This window comes from Arenibacter arenosicollis (assembly GCF_014397245.1).
GTDB classification, from domain to species: Bacteria; Bacteroidota; Bacteroidia; order Flavobacteriales; family Flavobacteriaceae; genus Arenibacter; species Arenibacter arenosicollis.
Genome location: NZ_JACLHY010000001.1, coordinates 370,462 through 390,858, shown reverse-complemented (window position 1 = coordinate 390,858; position 20,397 = coordinate 370,462). Strand labels below are relative to the sequence as shown.

The 20,397-nt window shown below is 38.8% G+C and carries 18 protein-coding genes; 11 read left to right on the top strand and 7 right to left on the bottom strand.

Annotation, left to right across the window (positions count from 1 at the left end; all coding sequences use genetic code 11):
• The first annotated feature begins 53 nt into the window (after positions 1-53).
• Complete coding sequence (locus H4O18_RS01605) at positions 54-584, top strand: DUF5004 domain-containing protein (protein WP_187581353.1); 531 nt, start codon at positions 54-56, stop codon at positions 582-584.
• Positions 585-654: 70 nt separating this feature from the next.
• On the opposite strand, the gene H4O18_RS01600 is transcribed toward H4O18_RS01605, so the two are convergent.
• Positions 655-1,203: a CvpA family protein gene (locus H4O18_RS01600; protein WP_187581352.1), complete on the bottom strand. Its 549-nt coding sequence runs from the start codon at positions 1,201-1,203 to the stop codon at positions 655-657.
• A gap of 108 nt (positions 1,204-1,311) precedes the next feature.
• Here H4O18_RS01600 and H4O18_RS01595 point away from each other — a divergent pair, with 108 nt between their 5' ends.
• From H4O18_RS01595 to H4O18_RS01585, 3 genes are all read left to right on the top strand, one after another.
• Entirely contained in the window at positions 1,312-1,668 is a 357-nt protein-coding gene (locus tag H4O18_RS01595) for a hypothetical protein (RefSeq protein WP_187581351.1), read from the top strand.
• A gap of 292 nt (positions 1,669-1,960) precedes the next feature.
• Positions 1,961-4,351: a penicillin-binding protein 1C gene (pbpC, locus tag H4O18_RS01590; protein ID WP_187581350.1), complete on the top strand. Its 2,391-nt coding sequence runs from the start codon at positions 1,961-1,963 to the stop codon at positions 4,349-4,351.
• A gap of 97 nt (positions 4,352-4,448) precedes the next feature.
• Entirely contained in the window at positions 4,449-6,116 is a 1,668-nt protein-coding gene (locus H4O18_RS01585; protein ID WP_187581349.1) for a glycerol-3-phosphate dehydrogenase/oxidase, read from the top strand.
• Positions 6,117-6,169: 53 nt separating this feature from the next.
• On the opposite strand, the gene H4O18_RS01580 is transcribed toward H4O18_RS01585, so the two are convergent.
• Complete coding sequence (locus H4O18_RS01580) at positions 6,170-7,171, bottom strand: NAD(P)H-dependent glycerol-3-phosphate dehydrogenase (RefSeq protein WP_187581348.1); 1,002 nt, start codon at positions 7,169-7,171, stop codon at positions 6,170-6,172.
• A 466-nt stretch (positions 7,172-7,637) separates the two neighbouring features.
• Between H4O18_RS01580 and H4O18_RS01575 the strand changes: the two genes are divergently transcribed.
• From H4O18_RS01575 to H4O18_RS01565, 3 genes are all read left to right on the top strand, one after another.
• Positions 7,638-8,564 (top strand): nicotinic acid mononucleotide adenyltransferase, encoded by a 927-nt coding sequence (locus tag H4O18_RS01575; RefSeq protein WP_187581347.1) that lies wholly within the window; start codon positions 7,638-7,640, stop codon positions 8,562-8,564.
• Between the two features lie 224 nt (positions 8,565-8,788).
• Positions 8,789-9,760 (top strand): phytanoyl-CoA dioxygenase family protein, encoded by a 972-nt coding sequence (locus H4O18_RS01570; RefSeq protein WP_187581346.1) that lies wholly within the window; start codon positions 8,789-8,791, stop codon positions 9,758-9,760.
• A gap of 82 nt (positions 9,761-9,842) precedes the next feature.
• Positions 9,843-11,420, top strand: coding sequence for a SulP family inorganic anion transporter (locus tag H4O18_RS01565; protein ID WP_187581345.1), 1,578 nt, complete (start codon positions 9,843-9,845; stop codon positions 11,418-11,420).
• A gap of 88 nt (positions 11,421-11,508) precedes the next feature.
• On the opposite strand, the gene H4O18_RS01560 is transcribed toward H4O18_RS01565, so the two are convergent.
• Both H4O18_RS01560 and H4O18_RS01555 read right to left on the bottom strand, forming a co-directional pair.
• Complete coding sequence (locus tag H4O18_RS01560) at positions 11,509-11,988, bottom strand: c-type cytochrome (protein ID WP_187581344.1); 480 nt, start codon at positions 11,986-11,988, stop codon at positions 11,509-11,511.
• Positions 11,989-12,033: 45 nt separating this feature from the next.
• Complete coding sequence (locus H4O18_RS01555; protein ID WP_187581343.1) at positions 12,034-12,993, bottom strand: YheT family hydrolase; 960 nt, start codon at positions 12,991-12,993, stop codon at positions 12,034-12,036.
• Positions 12,994-13,260: 267 nt separating this feature from the next.
• Between H4O18_RS01555 and H4O18_RS01550 the strand changes: the two genes are divergently transcribed.
• The 3 genes from H4O18_RS01550 (at position 13,261) to H4O18_RS01540 (ending at position 17,449) form a co-directional block, all read left to right on the top strand.
• Positions 13,261-14,643, top strand: a complete 1,383-nt coding sequence (locus tag H4O18_RS01550) for a 3-keto-disaccharide hydrolase (protein WP_187581342.1) — start codon at positions 13,261-13,263, stop codon at positions 14,641-14,643.
• Between the two features lie 27 nt (positions 14,644-14,670).
• On the top strand, positions 14,671-16,029 hold the full coding sequence (locus tag H4O18_RS01545) for a Gfo/Idh/MocA family protein (RefSeq protein WP_187581341.1): 1,359 nt from the start codon (positions 14,671-14,673) through the stop codon (positions 16,027-16,029).
• 370 nt (positions 16,030-16,399) lie between these two features.
• Complete coding sequence (locus tag H4O18_RS01540; RefSeq protein WP_187581340.1) at positions 16,400-17,449, top strand: substrate-binding domain-containing protein; 1,050 nt, start codon at positions 16,400-16,402, stop codon at positions 17,447-17,449.
• A gap of 89 nt (positions 17,450-17,538) precedes the next feature.
• On the opposite strand, the gene H4O18_RS01535 is transcribed toward H4O18_RS01540, so the two are convergent.
• Complete coding sequence (locus tag H4O18_RS01535; RefSeq protein ID WP_187581339.1) at positions 17,539-18,513, bottom strand: NAD(P)H-dependent flavin oxidoreductase; 975 nt, start codon at positions 18,511-18,513, stop codon at positions 17,539-17,541.
• 137 nt (positions 18,514-18,650) lie between these two features.
• Between H4O18_RS01535 and H4O18_RS01530 the strand changes: the two genes are divergently transcribed.
• Positions 18,651-19,127, top strand: a complete 477-nt coding sequence (locus H4O18_RS01530; protein ID WP_187581338.1) for an acyl-CoA thioesterase — start codon at positions 18,651-18,653, stop codon at positions 19,125-19,127.
• On the opposite strand, the gene H4O18_RS01525 is transcribed toward H4O18_RS01530, so the two are convergent.
• A complete protein-coding gene (locus H4O18_RS01525) occupies positions 19,111-20,004 on the bottom strand; it encodes an EamA family transporter (RefSeq protein ID WP_187581337.1) in 894 nt (297 codons plus the stop codon). The two genes, H4O18_RS01530 and H4O18_RS01525, sit on opposite strands and share 17 nt — an antisense overlap.
• The gene (locus tag H4O18_RS01520) at positions 20,001-20,354 is read right to left on the bottom strand and encodes an arsenate reductase family protein (protein ID WP_187581336.1); all 354 of its coding nucleotides are present in this window, start codon (positions 20,352-20,354) and stop codon (positions 20,001-20,003) included. Before H4O18_RS01520 ends, H4O18_RS01525 begins: the two co-directional genes overlap by 4 nt.
• Positions 20,355-20,397 lie beyond the last annotated feature (43 nt).

The window sequence follows — 20,397 nt, the reverse complement described above, 5'->3', positions numbered from 1 at the left end:
ATTCTGCGCAACCATTTTGTCTTTTCTGCATTCTTATAAAAAAATAAGAAAAGATGAAAAAAGGATTTTGTTTTATGCTCATTGGAACCATTGCACTGAGCAGTTTATTTGTGGGTTGTAGTACGGATAACACTATTGAATGTCCTGCTGATTATGAAGGAGCACTCGGCGAGGAAGAAAACAGTTTAATCGGAACTTGGCAGCTAACGGCAATACTTGCGGACAAAGAAGTGGATATAACCAAAGATGAGGAGGACAACCCCAAAAAGGATATTTTTGTTCAATATTCGGCCTGCGAAAAGGATTCCGACTATACCTTCGGACCAGGTAGGGCCTATGAATTTTCACAAGGGGAAAATGCGTCCAGTTGCAGTAATAAGGTTAAAATTGGAGGGACTTGGAAACTTTCCAGTGGTACCTTGGGTTTAATTGGCAATTGTTCAGCCCAGAATTTGAATATTGTTTTCAATACAGACAAATCGGCTTTTTCCGTTACTTCCAACTATAATATTACAGATGTAAAAGGATTAACCATACAAACGGATGTAAAATTCACTTATACTAAAGTGGGTGCAACCCAATAATTGGTTTTAAGGTTGAGAACTATATCATCCTATGGTCACCACATTTTTTTGGTGTCATAGGATGATATAATTATACGCCAACCTTTATATAGGTGTTTTGTTCCTTGTTCTTGGGTGGTTCTACTTCCAATGCTTTGTTTTCCTTAAGTACCTTACTAAAAACAAAGGCCCCTAATTCCTTTACAGGGCTATAAAGTTTGGACTCGTCAATAGATTCTTGCTTAACAAACCCCAATTGGTTATTGGTCCTGTCGAAAAATATTAATAGGGCACCGAGTATGACCGCTACTTTTAGAGCACCGAATATTCCTCCAGCTATTTTGTTTAATAGGCCCAGCATGGCAAAATCAGCAATCTTAGTCAACAATTTCCCAGCCATATTTACTACCAGAACAATAATTATAAAGGTGATCAAAAACGAAGCAGTGTTCATATATCGTTCGTTCCATTCCATATTTTTGGAAAGATATTCCCCTACAATATAGGAAAAATGAAAGGCGCCATATAAACCGGCGACAAGGGCCACTAGTGATGCCAATTCAACTAATAGACCATTTCTAATTCCTTTGTATAGACCGTAAAGTAATAATAGTCCTAAAATAATATCCAATACACCCATTCCGAAAAGTCTTTTGACAAATATAAAACTTTGATTTGTACCTTTGGATAATTCTACACAGCTTGGATAACTTAGTCCAACCTTAGAACTAAATTGGAATAAATTACTATGTCGAGAGATACACAATTAAAAGATAGATGGGAGATTTTGGTTAAGAAACTATCGGCGCAATTTGCTGATAGCGATCCCTTGGAATTGGATTCAATTATATATTTGGTGGGTGTTCAGGAATTGGGACAGATTCATAAAACCTACAAGAAAGATGAAAAATTAAATCTAATGCATATTGCTATATGTAGGTTGTTGGAACCCTATGGTTATTATGAGTTCGATTTTTTTGATGAAGATGGCTGGCCGCATTATACCATAAAGGAAGAATTGCCCCCTCTAAAGGCAGGGGAACAATCTGTATTGATGAAAGAAGCCTTGGTAAGCTACTTTTTGGAAAAGGATTACATTTCATAAATAAGGAACTTAAAAAAAACTATTATACCGGAATTTTTACTTCTACCAGAATGGAAGGTAATCACGGGTACAATGAAATAGCCCAACAGAAGGAGTCATTGGCTTAAATGCAGCTGGGGTTTCTAAGCTTTGAAAGTGCCAGAGAGCAAATTTGTATTAATATAAACTGTTGGAATAATTTGGGTACTATTCCAGATTGGACTGGATATGCGGATCAATTGTTCACCCAAAAAAAGGAAGAAGGGGTTTTACAAATGGTATAAAATCGGAATTAGTTTGGTAGAAAGGGAATATGAATTTGGGAACGGATAGGAATCCAGTTAAACGAGTAACAACTTTTCAAAAGTTGGAGAGGCTAATAATAAAGCATCCTAAAAAGTTACTGATTCTTGTACTACTGTTGACTGCCTATTATTTCTGTTTGCCCAAACAACTATTCAACGCCCCACATGCCACTGTTGTTGAGAGTAGATCCGGGAAGCTTTTGGGAGCGCTTATTGCCGAGGATGGGCAATGGAGGTTTCCTGTTGTGGATAGCATACCCCACAGATTTGAGACTTGTATTCTAAATTTTGAGGACGCCCATTTTTATCTTCACCCTGGTTTTAATCCTGTTTCCATAAGTAAGGCGTTCATAGCAAATATTCTTGCAGGCAAAACGGTGAGAGGTGGGAGTACGCTTACCCAGCAAGTGATACGATTGTCCCGTAACCATCAAAAAAGGTCTTATTGGGAAAAAGTCAAGGAATTGGTTTTGGCCACTAGACTGGAACTCCGTTATTCCAAAAAAGACATTTTAAAATTATATGCCAGTCATGCTCCTTTTGGAGGAAATGTGGTAGGACTGGAGGTGGCGGCTTGGCGTTATTTTGGCATGCATCCCAGTCAGTTATCCTGGGCGGAAGCTGCTACTTTGGCTGTACTGCCCAATGCTCCTAGTTTGATTTATCCTGGAAAAAATCAAATCAAATTACGGAATAAAAGAAATAAACTTCTTCAAAAACTATTGGAAAACCATCATATAGATAGCACCACTTACCAATTAGCGCTACTTGAAGAATTGCCTAAAAAGCCATTTCCATTACCCGATACTGCACCTCATTTAGTACAGTATTTGGCAAAAAAAAGCAAGGGGAAAAGAATTTTGACCCCATTGGATGAAAAGCTTCAGATTAATATCAACGCCATAGTTAATAGGCATTATAATTCCTTGAAACAGAATCAGGTTTATAATGCTGCCGTTCTGGTAATGGACGTAAAGTCACGGAAGGTTCTTTCCTATGTTGGTAACACACCAACGGATAAGGAACATGAAAAGGATGTAGATATGGTTCAGGCGAACCGCAGTACCGGGAGTGTTTTAAAACCATTATTATATACGGCCATGATGGATGCGGGAGAATTGTTGCCCAATATGCTGATACCTGATGTTCCTACTCAAATAGCGGGTTATACCCCTGAGAATTTCAACGAGAGTTATAGTGGTGCCATAGAGGCAGATAAGGCATTGGCAAAATCGCTCAATATTCCGGCAGTACGTTTGTTGCAATCTTATGGTCTGGAAAAATTTAGGGATCAGTTGGATCTATTTAACTTAAGGGGGCTTAACAGGCCTGCCGATCATTACGGACTTACTTTAATTCTTGGTGGGGCAGAAACTAATCTATGGGATTTGTGCAAGACATATGCCTCCTTGGCATCAACAGTAAATCATTTTAATGAAACCTCCAGTGAGTATTTTAACAAGGAATTTTCGGAGCCTGTTTTAACATTGGATTCCGTGGTGGATTTTGGTGCCAAATCCACCGTGAAAACTATTTTTGATGCGGCAAGTATCTTCCTCACTTTGGAGACCATGAAAAAAGTTAACCGACCAGAGGGAAGCGAATCTTGGGAATTTTTTGATTCCTCCAAACAGATAGCATGGAAGACAGGCACCAGTTTTGGAAACAAGGATGCTTGGGCCATTGGAGTTACCAAAGACCATGTGGTAGGGGTATGGACTGGCAATGCGGATGGGGAGGGAAGACCAAACGCCACTGGACTCACCAGCGCAGCCCCAATTTTATTCGATGTTTTTGATGTATTGCCCCGATCTACCTGGTTTCAAAAACCTGAGGATGAGTTTGTAGATATCAAAGTATGTTCGGAAAGCGGTTATTTGGCTACCCAAATATGCCCTATTACTGTGGTCTCTATCCCTAAGAAACAAAATTATGTAAAGGCCTGTACTTATCATCAATTGGTACATTTAAATCCGCAAAGACAATTCAGGGTTAATTCTTCCTGCGCGGACTTGTCCGAAACAATGAGCGAGTCCTGGTTCGTTCTGCCTCCATTAATGGAATTCTACTATAAAAAGGGTCATCCAACCTATAAAGCCCTGCCTCCTTTTTTAGATAATTGCAAGGAAACCAATACTTCGGTTATGGAATTTATTTATCCAAGGAACGGAAGTAGAATAACGCTGCCCAAAAATTTTGAAGGGAAAAAGAACGAATTAATAGTGAAGTTGGCCCATTCGAAACCGGAAACTCCGGTTTATTGGTATTTGGATGAAAAATTTATTGGGGAAACTATAAACTTTCATGAAAAAGGATTGATTCCCCAACCAGGGAATCATAGGATCACTGTGGTAGATGCTTTGGGTAATGAAGTTGTTGTAACGATAACGCTGGAGTAACAATTGTCCTTTGATTTCGGAGTATAATCATTTACCTTTAAGGACATTAGTTGAAGTAAGATAAATACACCTCATAACTAACCGATATAGTATTAAGATGACAAAAAATATTCGATTTTCTAATTTGGACAGAAAAAAAACCGTTGCCAAACTAACGGAAGAGGCATTTGATCTGGTTGTGATCGGCGGAGGAATTACGGGTGGAGGGATTGCCTTGGATGCCGCATCCAGAGGTTTGAAGGTAGCCTTGGTTGAAAAAAATGATTTTGCATCTGGAACCAGTAGCAAGTCAACAAAACTGATACACGGAGGCTTACGATACCTAAAACAATTTGATTTCTGGCTGGTTAAGGAAGTTGGGTCTGAAAGGGCTATTGTACATAAATTGGCGCCCCATCTGGTGTTGCCGGAGAAAATGTTGTTGCCATTGATAGAAAATGGGTCTTATGGCAAATGGCTTACTTCTATTGGTTTAAAGGTCTATGATATTTTGGCCCAGGTGACGGGCGATGACAAACGTAAAATGTTGGAGAAAAAAGAGGCCCTTAAATTGGAGCCCTTGTTGCCTAAAAAGATATTGAAAGGAGCAGGTTATTATGCGGAATATAGGACAGATGATGCCCGACTTACCATGGAGACCATTAAGACGAGTTTGCACCATGGCGCCATGGCACTAAACTATGCGGAGGTAAAGGATTTTATATATGAAGAGGGCATAGTTGCAGGGGTTAAGGTGAAAGATACGGTAATGGATACTGAATTTTCAATAAAATCGAAATATGTAATTAGTGCCGCAGGACCATGGGTGGACGACCTTAGGGGAATTAATAATTCCAAAAAGGGAAAGCGTCTACATCTTACAAAAGGGGTGCATTTGGTTTTTCCTTATGAAAAATTACCTATAAAGCAATCGGTGTATTTTGATATTCCGGATGGACGAATGATGTTTGCGATCCCAAGGGGTAAGATTACCTATATAGGAACTACAGACACAAATTTCAATGAGAATAAGGACGATGTAAAAACGGATGTGGCCGATGCCATTTATTTAATATCTGCCGTAAATAATATGTTTCCGAAGATCAATTTGGAAATGGAAGATATCATATCTTCATGGGCAGGATTACGTCCGCTAATACACGAAGAAGGCAAATCCGCCTCTGAATTATCCCGAAAGGATGAGATTTTTACTTCAGATTCTGGGCTTATCAGTATTGCTGGGGGCAAGCTTACGGGCTATCGGAAAATGGCAGAGAGAGTGGTGAACAGGGTCGGAAAAAAAATGGAGGAAGATTATGAGATTGTAGTAAAACCTTCAGATACCGAGCATATTCCATTATGTGGCAACGAATTTAAAAAGTATAAATACGTTAAGAAATATATTGCAGAAATTCATGAAAGATTAACCCCTGAGGGATTTTCACAATATGACGCTTGGTATTTGGTAACCAATTATGGGAAACAAACCGAAACTATATTGCAATACTATGCCACACAAAAGGATGATAATCATGAGTTGGGTATGGCCAAAGCTGAATTGAAGTTTGGCATTGAAAATGAAATGGTGCAAACTCCCATGGATTTCTTTATTCGAAGGACAGGGCGGTTATACTTTGATATTGATAGTATTAGAAAATTGATGGAACCCATATTGGCCGAATTCAAAATCATTTTTAAACTGGATGATGAGGTAATTAACTCTTATAGGGAAACCTTGGAGGGAGCATTGGAGGAGCACTCCAATTTTTCACTGGACAGAATTTAGGGATTGCTATTACAGGAATATTCTTTGTAGCCTATAGAAGTAACATTTAAATATTAATCGAGCTTTTCGGTCAGTTCCTTAAATACTTTTTTTGGACTTTTATTTTCATAAAGGACCTCGTAAACAGCGTTTAAAATAGGAGTTTTCGATTTTTTCTTGTGTTTTGAAACTATTAGGTGTGCACTGTTGGTAGCATAATATCCTTCGGCCACCATTTTCATTTCCATCATTGCACTTTTTACGGTGTAACCTTTGCCAATCATATTGCCAAACATACGGTTACGGCTAAAAACGGAGTAGCCGGTTACCAAAAGATCTCCTAAATAGGCCGAGTCGTTTATATTGCGCTTCATTTTATGTACCCGTTTAATAAATCGTTTCATTTCCCTTATGGAGTTACTCATAAGCACACTTTGAAAATTATCACCGTAACCCAATCCGTGGGCGATACCGGCAGCAATGGCATAAATATTCTTGAGCATGGCCGCGTATTCAGTTCCAATAATATCGTCCGATATTTTGGTTTTTATATAGTCACTGCTCAAGTGTTTGGCCACCAATTCTGCTTTTTCGGTATCTGCGCAGGCTATGGTTAAATAGGACAATCGCTCTAAAGCAACTTCCTCGGCATGGCAAGGGCCTGTAATGACCCCAATGTTTTCGAAGGGAATATTATAATTGACATGAAAATGTTCTCCAACAATTAAACTGGATTCCGGCACAATGCCTTTAATGGCCGAAAAAATGATTTTGTCCTTAATGTCAACCGTAAGTTGCTTCAATTCGTTTTCCAAAAAAGCAGAGGGGATGGCAAATATAAGTACATCGGCATCGGCAACGGCCTCGTTAATATTGTCCGTGAGGTTTAGTTGTTCCGTATGAAACTCTACCGAACTTAGGTAATTGGGATTATGTCTTTGTGTTCTAATGTGTTCAATGGCATCTGTATTGCGCATATACCAATTTACTACATCGGCATTTTCAGTCAACATCTTTACAATGGCAGTTGCCCAGCTACCCCCGCCCAACATTGCAAATTTCATATTGTTTTTCATCTATTTAAAATTTTGCATAAACTTATAAATGAACTTAAGAAAAACTTTCTGCATAGAACAACCACTGCGTTATCGCATAAAAAATCCAATTATTTCGGTTGGTAAGCAAAAAATTAACTTTGATTGTGCTCATTTCATTCTTTAAATTTTTCTTCTTGTCTACCAATTGCCCTTTTATTTGGGCTTCGGATTATTAAAAAAGGATCAATGGTCTATAAATTAACCAGTGCCAATTTGGAAGTGCGCATTGTTTATTAAAATCCATGGCAATGTAGGACTGTTTTTTGGAGATTCAAAACAAGAATTCAACACCCTTTGTATTAATCTTTGAACCTTGTTAGTTGGACAGATTTTGTACTCCATGAGTATTGTTTTATTTGTGAAATGCAATGCGCTGATAATCAATATATAATATTGTTGGCATAAAGATTGATTTTAATGGAGGTAGAACATCAATCTTTAAAAAATGAGAACCATAAAGCTATTGCTCACAACTTTGACCCTTGGTATTTTAACAAGCAGTTGTTATACCGAAGTTATTATCGAGGAGGAATATATAGAGGACCCTATTATAAATAACAATGCGGTATTGCAATCCTATGATCTTTGGTACGTAGATATTAATGAGACCACGGGCAATGGGGAAGTTCCATTTTTACAGCGTGCGTTTACCGTCTCTTTTATTGGTAAAACTATCTATGCCAATAACAATTTAGTGGGAATTGGTAAAACAGGGAACGGGTTTGGAATGGATGTTGGCGATTTCAATACACTCAATGAAAGTTTGCAAATAAACCATGATGTTGATGGTTATTGGAAATTGGAGATATTTGTAGTTGATAATAATACTATTGAATTATATGATGCCAATAGCCGAACCTCTTATTTTTTGGAGGGTTTCCAAAGGAATAACTTTGATTACGACATGATATTTTATGACAATTTACATTACCTGCTTCAAGAATATGAGGTCTGGGAAAAGATAGCCACTAGTGAAGAGGGGGCAGTAAATGATTTTGATTCGGAAAATTACCTACAGTTCTATAATGACGCAAACAAATCTATCTTCAATTCCTCCGTAGACCCCAGCGGGATGCATTTCAACGACATTTTATGGGATTATCGAGGTGAGTATTCCTTATTTGATGTTTATAACGATGAAACGCTCAAAACTTTAACACTGGATTATGAATTCATGGACAATGATTACTTTGAGTTGTACGTTATTAATGATAGTACAATTGAGCTCTATCATTCCTCTAGTGGAACGGTTTATAAGTTTAGAGGGAAGGGATTTATTACCTATTTGAAATCTGGAAAATCCCAAGTGGATAAGAAAAGGACGAAAACCGAGTTGGGGACTATGAAAGTGGCCAGAAAAAGAAAGATATAATTATTGCCGTAAGGTTTTACGGTACCGATATAAAGAAGTTTTTGGTTGGTTATTTAGTTAAAGACCGCCTTGGAGTAATTACCCAGGGCGGTTTTTTATTTGCCATAATTCTACAGCATTGTGGAAGAGTTTTTCCACCAACAATTGGCAGTCCAACAAAAGGGATATTTTCAATTAAATTCCTTAAATTATGGTATTGTTCGTGACGATAAAAAATCAAGGAGATGCGGTCCAAGTATACCAAGGCAAACAACAAGAACCCACATGCGGAGATTCCGGGGAATCCTTCCACATCTACTACCAGTAAAATTGTTTTGAACGACAGAAGTAATGGAAAACCTTTACGGATCTTGAGTGAGGAGGATTGGAAATTTTGGTTGCACAATGGGTATATTGTTATCAAAAATGCTATCACAAAGGACCAAGCAAAGGAAACCGCGGAATTTATATGGGAATTTGAAGAGAAAGACCCTAAGAATCCCAACAGTTGGTATACGCCACCCAGAGCAGAAATGCAAATGAAGGAATTAACGGGTACGGGGATGGTAGAGGTTTATAACCATCAGTCTCTATGGAACAATAGGCAACAAGAAAAAATTTACGATGCTTTTGTGGATATTTGGGGAACGGAAAAACTTTGGGTAACCATTGATAGGGCTAATCTAAACTTTCCAATTCGGCCAGGATTTGAGCAAAAAGGGTTTATACATTGGGACTACGACCCGGAAACCAGACCTCAGAATGTACAGGGAGTATTGGCCCTAGCGGACCAGACCGATGAAAATATGGGAGGATTTCAATGTATTCCCTGGTTATACCGCAATTATGATTCTTGGAAACTTGACCAGCCGGAGGATAGGGACCGTTTTAAGCCAGATGTTACCGACCTGCAGGATAAGATTGTAAAGGTGAAGATGGAGACCGGCGATCTTTTAATTTTTAATAGCTTGCAACCCCACGGCATAAGACCCAATAATTCAAAAGACAAGGTCCGCATTGCCCAATATATCTCTATGATGCCGGCTGAAGAGGGCAATGTGTCCCTTAGAACCTGGCGCATCAATTCTTGGAAAAATAGATTGGCACCGGAAGGATATGCTTTTCCCGGTGACCCTAGAAATTGGGAACAGACCAAATATAAAAAGGCCGATTTAAGTAATTTGGGCATGAAATTATTAGGACTTCAAGCTTGGTAATTTGTTGTAAATGTCACATTTAGGCATATCGTAGCCTTTAAAACAAGAAAATCCATTACTTTTGCGCCCTTAAAACAAAGATGTGAAGAAGTATTTAAATCTATTCGATTTTAAACAGAAAGTAGATTATAAGACAGAGATATTATCGGGTTTAACCGTAGCCCTAGCCTTGGTTCCCGAAGCAATAGCTTTTGCCTTGATTCCTGGATTTTCGCCACTAACAGGATTATATGCAGCCTTCGTATTGGCCTTGGTAACTTCTATTTTAGGAGGTAGACCAGGAATGATTTCCGGTGCCACAGGGGCCGTGGCAGTTATATTTATTGGGTTGATCTTAGAATTAAAGAATACGTTTCCAGGGATTACTCCGGAAACTATTTTGAATTATGTATTTGCCACCGTGATCATTGCCGGGCTTCTACAAATAATGGCAGGAGTTTTAAGATTGGGTAAATTCATACGCTTGGTACCACATCCTGTAATGTTTGGATTTGTAAATGGACTGGCCATTATTATTTTTATGGCCCAGTTCCCTAATTTCTATGTGAAGGGCACTACGGATCTGTTATCCGGACCGGCATTATGGACTATGCTGGGGTTAACGCTTTTAACCATGTTGATCATTTGGGGCTTGCCGAAATTAACCAAGGCCGTACCTTCATCATTATTGGCCATTGTTGTGGTATCGGCTATAGTTCTTGGTTTTGGTATTGATACACTTACAGTGGCGGATACCATGGCTGAAGGGCAGAGTATTAGTGGAGGATTTCCACCTATATCCATTCCGAATATTCCTTTAACTCTGGAAACATTTAAAATAATCTTTCCTTTTGCGGCCATTGTAGCAGGAGTTGGTTTAATTGAAAGTCTATTGACATTAAACATAATAGATGAAATTACCGATACTCGCGGAAGTGGCAACAAAGAGTGTATAGCTCAAGGAACAGCAAATATTTTCTCAGGATTTCTATCCGGTATGGGTGGTTGTGCTATGATCGGACAAAGTTTGATAAACACTTCTGCTGGCGCCAGAGCCCGCTTATCTGGGATTACAGCGGCAGTAATGTTGTTGGTCTTTATAATGTTCGGATCTAATTTAATTGAACAATTGCCGATGGCAGCTTTGGTTGGACTTATGTTCATGGTGGCAATCGGGACATTTGAATGGGCCAGTTTTAAGACGTTTAGAAAAATGCCATCTTCTGATGTGGTTGTAATGGTTTTAGTTACTTTAATAACGGCCGTTACCCATAATTTGGCCGTTGCCGTTTTGTTTGGGGTAATTATTTCTGCCTTAGCTTATTCTTGGGAAAATGCCAAGCGTATTAGGGCCAGAAAGACCATAGATGAAAACGGGGTAAAACATTACGAAATATACGGACCATTGTTTTTTGGGTCTACTACCGCTTTCGCTGAAAAGTTTGATATACAGAACGATCCCAAAGAAGTAATTATCGATTTTAAGGAAAGCAGGGTGGCGGATATGTCGGGAATTGAGGCTCTAAATAAACTAACCGAACGTTATGCCAAAGTGGGTAAAAAAGTGCATCTAAAACATTTAAGTCGTGACTGTATAAGGTTGTTGGAAAATGCTGACGAAATAATAGATGTAAATGTAATCGAGGACCCAACCTATAAAGTTGTTGTGGACAAAGTTTAAGATAAATTATACAAAAAAAGAAAAGTGTTTGCTGCAACCTTAGGGTTGGTACAAACACTTTTCTTTTTTTGTATTTGGTAATGGGATACTATAAAGTCCTTAAATACTCGGCTACCGCACGGGCATCATCTTCAGAAAGATTCTGATTTAGCATAACCGCATTGTTATACTCTTTTAACAAGGCTTTCGCTATAGGATCTTCTTTGAGCATTCCATCAGGGTTCAATATCATATTCATTACCCACTCTGGGCTTCTTCTCTCAAAAACACCTTTTAGAGCCGGGCCAATTAAACGCTGCTCCGCCATATGGCATGCTACACAGATGGTGCTAAATGTTTTTTGTCCTTTTGCAGCCAGTTCAGTATCTATGGCATCTGCAAATTTTACGGATTTAATGGGGCCAACACCTTTATTATTCATGTCTACGGGTACTCCCTCACTTACAGGCTCCGCTTTAACTTCCTTTTTGGTACGGTTCATTTCAAAACCTTCCTTCTTTTCTTCTTTTTTTTCGCCACAGCTAACAATCATAGCAACTAAGGCCAAAGGGATAAATAATTTTCTCATCGTTTTTTTAAATTATTGCACTAAGATAGCAAATAGATTATTTTATTAAAGTTCTTCGATGAATTTTAATGCTCTTTTTTCGGTATAAGTGATATTCTTTTGGTCATAAAACCCAACATGCCCCCCGTACAATGGCTGTTCAAACTGTACGGATTTATTTAGCTCAGCTTCCCTGGAGGGGTAACATTGTTCACCTAAAAAGGAATCATTTTTGGCGTTGATAATTAATGTAGGTGTCTTTATTGCAGGGATATATTGTAGCGAACTGGACTTTTGGTAATAATCAATGGCATTTTTAAATCCATGCGCCTTGCTGGTATATATGTCATCAAAATCTTTTAAGGTGTTTATTTTTGCAATATCCGTATCGCTTATCATTGTTGGAAACAGCAATTGTTTTGCCCGCAGTTTTTCTATAAGATGCTTTTTAAACCGTTGGGCATACATTATATTTTTTGGTTTTAAAAGTTCTATTAAGGAACTATGCAAGTTAACTGGGGCAGATATTGCGATAGCTCCTTTTATCTCTTTGGGAAGCAACCTGCCTTCTCCCAAGTACTTTAAGGTCATATTACCACCTAAGCTAAATCCTTTTAAATAGATACGGGTATATTTGTTTAGTTTTAGAATGTGGTTTATTACTGCTTCTAAATCTTCTGTTGCCCCGGAATGATAAGATCGGAAAAGTCGATTGGTTTCACCACTGCATCCTCTATAATTAACAGCGCAGGCATCAATGCCGTTAACATTTAACTGCTTGGCGCTGCCGGTAATATAAGGGCGTTGCGCATTGCCTTCCAGACCATGTAAAAGTATGACCAATTCAGACGTTGGTGTATCTGCATAGCTCCAATCCAGGTCCATAAAATCCCCATCGCCGAGCTCTAACCGTTCCCGCTCTTGGGTAAGGCCAATTACCTTGCGTATCATTCCTGAATAAATAGTGGAGAAATGTCCACTTTTAAAAAGGAATGGTGGGTTGTAAAGGGAGGGAATTATAGGCATAGAGGTTGTTCTATAGAATTGTTTATTTGTTAAAAGGAAATTGCAATGTAAGGTAATCCGCCAAGTTTTAAAAATGATAATAGCTGGTCTCTATAAGGAAGGTATAATGTTATTCTAAATTATAGAATTTGTCATTAATTATTGTTAAATTCTATTCAATTCATTATTAATGTAAGCAATTTATACGAATTAGTCAATTAACCAGTTGGAGTTTCAGCCTATTTTCATACTTTCGTTAACGTTAACGAAAATTAATTATCTAAAATTATGGCTAATAGAAAATCAACCAACTTGTGCTTGGTATTGCTACTTCATTTTACATTCTTCCTTACCTCTGCCCAGGATGGTTGGGAAACCTTGTTCAATGGAAAGGACTTTTCCAATTTTGAACAATTGAATGGGGATGCAAAATATAAGATCGAAAAAGGGGAAATGATCGGTACTTCAAGATTGAATACCCCCAATAGTTTTATGGCCACAAAAAAGGCTTATGGCGATTTTATTCTGGAGTTTGATGTATTTGTAGAGAATGGGCTTAATTCAGGAGTACAATTTAGAAGTTTGAGCCTTCCTGAATACATGGACGGAAGGGTACATGGATACCAATGTGAAATTGAAACCAGTGATAGAAAATGGGCTGGTGGGGTCTATGATGAAGCCAGAAGAGGTTGGCTTTATCCCCTTTCCATAAACGACAAAGGGCAAAATGCTTTTAAGCCTGGAGAATGGAACCATTACAGAATAGAGGCTATAGGACAAAACATACGGACTTGGATCAATGGAATCCAATGTGCCAACTTGGTAGATGATGCTACCGCGAAAGGATTTATTGCCTTTCAGGTACATTCCATCCATGACGAAAGTTTGGAAGGGAAAACAGTAAAATGGAAGAATATTAGGATCAAAACCACAGATTTGGAAAAGGAGCGTAAGCAGGTAGCTGTATATGCCCCGGAAATAAGCTATTTGCAAAATCAGCTTACCTCTGATGAAATTAGGAAAGGCTGGCGATTATTATGGGACGGAAAAACTTCGGAAGGATGGAGAGGTGCCAAACTGGATGCGTTTCCAGAGAAAGGCTGGAATATGGAAAATGGCACGTTAAGTGTTCTGTCATCTGATGGAGCAGAATCCAGGAATGGTGGGGACATTGTAACTACATCGGCTTTTAGCAATTTTGAGTTAAGTATTGATTTTAAGTTGACCAAAGGGGCTAATAGTGGCATTAAATATTTTGTTGATCCAGGTCTTAATATGGGCGAAGGTTCGGCCATTGGTCTGGAGTTTCAGGTGTTGGATGATAAGGAACATCCAGACGCAAAAAAGGGGAAAAATGGCAATAGGACCGTAGGGTCTTTGTACGATCTTATTCGGGCCGAGAATTTTGAAAATTCCAGGGGCAAGAACTTTAATGGTGTGGATAAGTGGAACAATGCCCGTATCGTTGTTAGGGGAGGCCATGTTGAACATTGGCTGAATAACGTGAAGGTGGTAGAATATGACCGGTTTAGCCAGGCTTTTAAAGCATTGGTGGAAAAAAGTAAGTACGAGAAATGGGAAAATTTTGGGACCATTCCGGCCGGTAGAATCCTATTGCAGGATCACGGTGACCACGTTTCCTTTAGAAGTATAAAAGTGCGGGAGTTTTAAATTAGGTTTAATTTTAAAATACAGATCATGAGTGAAGGACGTAGAAATTTTATTAAGAAAACGGCATTGGCCTCGGGGGGTATAGCCTTGGGGGTTAATGCCATGGGTGCCAAAAGTTATAGTAAGATCATTGGTGCCAACGATCGGGTAAGGGTAGGAATTGCTGGGTTTTCAAATAGGGCCAAAGGTGCCTTGATTCCAGCTTTTTTGGGCCATCATAAAAAACAGAACTTTGAAATTGTGGGGGTTTCGGATATTTGGAACCGAAGAAGGGACGAAGGAGCCGCTTACCTTAAGGAGAAAACAGGGGAAAAGGTTAGGGTTTGGAGAAACCATGATGAAATGTATGATGAAAATAAAATTGATGCCGTTATAATCTCCACTCCGGATTTTCAACATGCCCTGCATACGGTTCAAGCGGCCAATGCCAAAAAGGATATCTATGTGGAAAAACCGTTTGCTGAAACCATGGATGATGCAAGGGTAGGTAAAAAGGCAGTCCTGGACTCGGGAATCGTTTTCCAGATTGGTTCCCAAAGACGTAGTGGAAAGAACTACCACGCGGCCAACGATTATATTAAATCTGGTAAATTTGGTGATATTGTAATGGTTGAAATGAGTTGGAACGTTAACCAACCCGATAGATGGCGCTTGCCTCAACTGACCAGTGAAATTAAGGAATCGGATACCGACTGGAAACGTTATTTAATGAATAGACCTTATGAGGCCTGGGATCCAAGAAAGTATTTGGAATATAGGTTATTTTGGCCTTTTTCTTCTGGAATTCCGGGGCAATGGATGTCCCATCAGATAGATACGGTACACTGGTTTACAGGATTGAACCATCCAAGAAGTGTGGCTGCCAATGGCGGAATTTATCTTTGGAAAGATGGAAGAAAAAATTACGATACCATGACAGCAGTATTTGATTATGGCCCATTGGATGATATGTCAAAAGGATTCCAAGTTGTATATTCCTCTAGGTTTACCAATTCTGCCGGAGGTACCAAGGAGATTTATTATTCCAATGGCGGAGAATTAAACTTGGACACCAATAAAGTTAGTCCTAACGGTGGATTGAATGCTTCCCATGCCAATAAAATGGGTATGGAGGCGAATCGTTTACCGGAATTCGATTTGTCAGAAAGTGCAACACAGGTGGTTACCTCTGCCGATACGGGCGCTGATAATATGACTTCTTTACATATGTTGAATTGGATGGAATGTGTAAGGAGTAGAAAGGAAACTAACGGACCAATTGATGCGGCCTATAATCATTCTATTGCCAACATTATGACCACGGCAGCCCTTAGGACAGGATTGAAATCCACTTTTGATGACAAGGCTCAAGATGTTTTGGCAGGAGACAAGGTGTTCAAATATTGATAATTAGATTTATAGTGGTATAAAAGAGTAGATATGGGCCTTTGTGATTATTATATTGTGGTTTTCATCCAAAGGAAAAATCAAAAAGGCCCAAATTATGAAGCCATCCTTTTAGTTGGGCCAGGTCATCTTGTAAATGGATAACTAAGGAAGAAGTCATGTGGTATTGGATGTTAGTGATTTGTGTACCAGTCAAATGTATTACGGGGCAAGACCAAAACCGTTATTCTCCCTATAACAAGGTACATGCAAGGATAGAAATGAAAATACATTTTAGGAATATACTTTTGGGTAGGTTTTAGATAGTTACAAATCGTAATTTTGCCGTTGTTTTTGCCCTTTTATTATTAATCTCAGATATCCCCTGTATATGGACAACCTTATTGGAATTAAGCAAATTGCCAAGTTGGCCAATGTTTCCATTGGAACCGTGGATAGGGTGTTGCATAATAGACCCGGTGTATCCAAGGCAACTAGGGATAAGATTGAGACTATTATTAAGGAAACGGGATATAAAAAGAACACAGTTGCCAGCCGTCTAAATTTAGCCGGACGTAAGAAATTAAAGATTGCCGTACTTATACCCGAGGTTTCCAGCAATTGGAGTTATTGGAATCTTCCCAAAAAGGGTATTGAAAAGGCTGTGGAGGAATTGAGTGAAATGGGTATTTTAGTTTCCTACTACTACTTTACGGATCCCTTTTCCTTTATAAAAATGGGTGATGCCATTTTGAATAAAAAATATGACGCTGTGGTTACTGTGCCATTTTTTATGGTGGAAAGCAATAATCTATTAAGTAAGGCCAAGAGAGATAATATTCCCATAGTTTTTTTGGACACTGAAGTCAAGCTGGACTATCCATCCTTTTTTATTCGCCAAGACTCAAATTTAGCTGGTAGAGTGGCCGGAAGGCTCCTGCATGGCCTTGTAGGTAACGACGGACTTTATTTTGTTGTTAATATAGTTACCGAAAGGGGGTTACATGCCAATAATCAACAAAGGGAAAATGGTTTCAGGGAATTTTTTAGAACAAATTTTAAGGATAGTAAAATCTCCATTATGACCATTAACCATCCTGTAGATAGACCTTTTGAAATTAATTCTGAAATTGAAAGTTGGTTTAAGGATGAAAGGCCAAAGGGCATTTTTGTCACAAATGCACGATCCTACCTAATTCCTGATATTCTCAAGGCCCATAGTGTTTCCAATGTATCAGTCGTTGGTTTCGATTTACATGAAGACAACATTAAATGTCTTAGGAACAAGGAAATTGATTTTTTGATAAATCAAAAGCCAGAGTTCCAAGGCTATACGGCCATTAAGGGGATGTTCAAATTTCTTACGGAACAGGATTCCTCCGATTTAAACATGGATGTTCCTGTAGAAATCATTGTTCAGGAAAATTGTAATTTAATTTAGACCAAATCACTTAGTATTATTTAGATTGAGACCCTTAGAGTTGTTTTAGGACCATTCATTGAAAATAAAAACAATGGTTTTAACAATACCTATTTAGGATAGATTTCCAAAACTTTTATTTGGGCTTGTATGGCCGATTTAAATTCTGATTTGAGGTTCGCTACCAACCCTGATACGGATTCAACGTTATCTATGGTTGTGACACCCTGACCAGCGGACCAAATTGTTTTCCAAGCCTTGGCTTCCGTGTTCAACTCCTTTCCAAAATCTATCTTCCTGTCTTTTTTTAAATCTTCTTCCGTAATTCCTGCGGCCTTTAAACTATCTCCCAAAAAGTTGGCATGCACTCCTGATATTGCGGCAGTATAGACCACATCGCTTGCTCCGGAGTCGATAATCATTTTACGATATTCCTCTGGTGCCTGGCTTTCTTTGGTATTTATGAAACGCGTTCCCATATAGGCCAAATCGGCACCCATTTGCAATGCAGAGGCTATATCCCGCCCAGTGCTGATACAACCGGAAAGCAGTATGGTTTTGTTGTAGAATTTCTTAACCTCGGCAATTAAGGACATTGGGTTTATAGTGCCGGCGTGTCCTCCTGCGCCAGCAGCAACCAGAATTAATCCGTCCACTCCGGCTTCGGCAGCTTTTTCCGCATGTCTTTTTATAATGATATCGTGAAAGACAAGACCTCCATAACCATGGATGGCGTTCACCACCTGGGCCACAGCGCCCAAGGAGGTAATAATTAAAGGAACTTTATGTTTTATGCAAACTTTTAAATCAGCTTCCAATCGTGGATTGGTTGGGTGGACTATTAGATTTACGCCAAAAGGAGCTGCCTTTTTTTCAGTTTCCTCCTCATATCTCTTTAATTCGGTTTTAATCTCAATCAACCAGTCCTCAAAACCTTCCGTAGTACGTTGATTTAGAGCGGGAAAAGTACCAACTATTCCGTTCTTGCAGCATTCAATCACCAGTTGTGGGCCGGATATTAGAAACATAGGTGCTGCTACTGCAGGTAGTGAAAGGTCTTTTATAAAGGCTGCTTTGTTGCTCATTTCGGTAAAGGATTTAAAGAATTAAAAATAATCGGATACGCCAAAAATGGAAATAAAAATATCTATTGTTTGTAAAAAATAGTACTTTTGAAATTATTATGCATGCATAATAATTTCAAAAGTACAAAAATAAAAGAATGTATATAAAAGAATTTGAAATACGCTGGAGCGATGTGGATGCCAATCGCCATATGGCCAATTCGGCTTATTTAAATTTCATGAGCCATACAAGAATGTCCTTCTTATTGGAACTGGGATTTAACCAAAAGACGATGTCACAGAACAATATTGGGCCAGTGGTATTCCATGAACATGTTTATTATTTTAAGGAAGCGTTTTTAGGGAAGCCTGTAAAGGTTTCCTTGGAGCTGGTGGGTTTGAGTGCAGATGGAATGTTCTTCGAGTTCCATCATAATTTTTATGACGGAAATGGAAAAAATTTTGCCCACTGTCAGATCATGGGAGCATGGATAGATTTAAAGACAAGAAGGTTAACCGGTTTAGGGACGGAGTTCCTAGTAGCTTTTAATAAGGTTCCGAAGGGAGACGGATTTACAGTACTTACCAAAGAGGATACCCGTAAGTTTTCGGTGCGCCCTAAGGACTTGGTCTAACTTGTTTGCTTACCAGATATACCCCAATTAATACAAGGACTATTGCAAGTAACTTGATTATAGTAAGGTGGTCTTTTCCAGTAACTATTGCAAAGATGATTCCTATCAATGGTTGTAAGTACATAAAAACGCCTACTGTAGAAGCCTTTAATTGGGTCAGGGCAAAAACATTGAACAAATAGGTTAAAAAGGTTGTCCCAATGATTACAAAAGCGATGGCTCCAATTGCTTCCACAGGAAGCTGGCCCCATTGTATTTCTGAAAATTCGGAATAAGTTATTGGAAGGGTTATAATAAGCCCAATTCCGAACATCCATTTCATGAGGGTAAAGGGATGATATTTTTCCAATAATTTCTTTACTAGGATAAGATACAGTCCGTATGAAGTGGCATTAACAATAAAAAGTAAGTTGCCCAAAGGTATATTGGTGGCATCCTGTCTAATTTCAGCCCCGAATAAAATCAAGGCCAAAGCCCCTATTAGGCCCAAGAAAACACCAATGCCCCTCTGAACGGTAATTTTTTCCTTGATAAACAGGGCAGATAATATTACAACAAGAATGGGAGTAATGGTGATGAGTACTGCACTATTGATCGGGGTGGAAAGGTCCAAACCTTTAAAGAACGATAGCATATTGATGCCCATGCCGAAGAAGGCACACACAAATAATCTGCCCCAATCCCGTCGTTCCAATTTTTCTTTAGGGCCAAAAAAGGAAATGCCCCAAAACAACAAGGTTGCCCCAAAAAGCCTAAGGAAAATAAATCCAAAAGGTTTAACATAGGTAGGCATCACACCTTTGGCTATTGTGTGGTTTATGCCATAGATGGTGGTAGCCCCCAAAGCGGCCAAGATGGCAAGGGTACGTCTACTCACGAATTTATTTTTTCTTTTGCTTCGGCGACAACAGCTTTACTGTTCCCAACAAAAATAAGGTCGTCAATGAGTATAACAGGTCGTTTCAAAAAGGTATAGTGCTCTAAAATTAGGGTTTTAAAGTCGTCTTCGGTTAGATTCCGTTCCTTCAGATTTCGCTCTTTATAGAGTCGCGCACGCTTACTGAACAAACTTTCATAGCTCCCGGACAAATTCGCCATATTTTCCAGTTGTTCTGGCGTAATGGTTTCGGTTTTTATGTCCTGAAGTTTAAAATCGCTGGGTGGTTCCAGTTCTTTCAATATCCTTTGGCAGGTATCACAAGTGCTCAGGTAAAATATCTTTTTCATTTTTGTAAATCTGTTCCGATGTATATTATTTAGACTGCAAAGA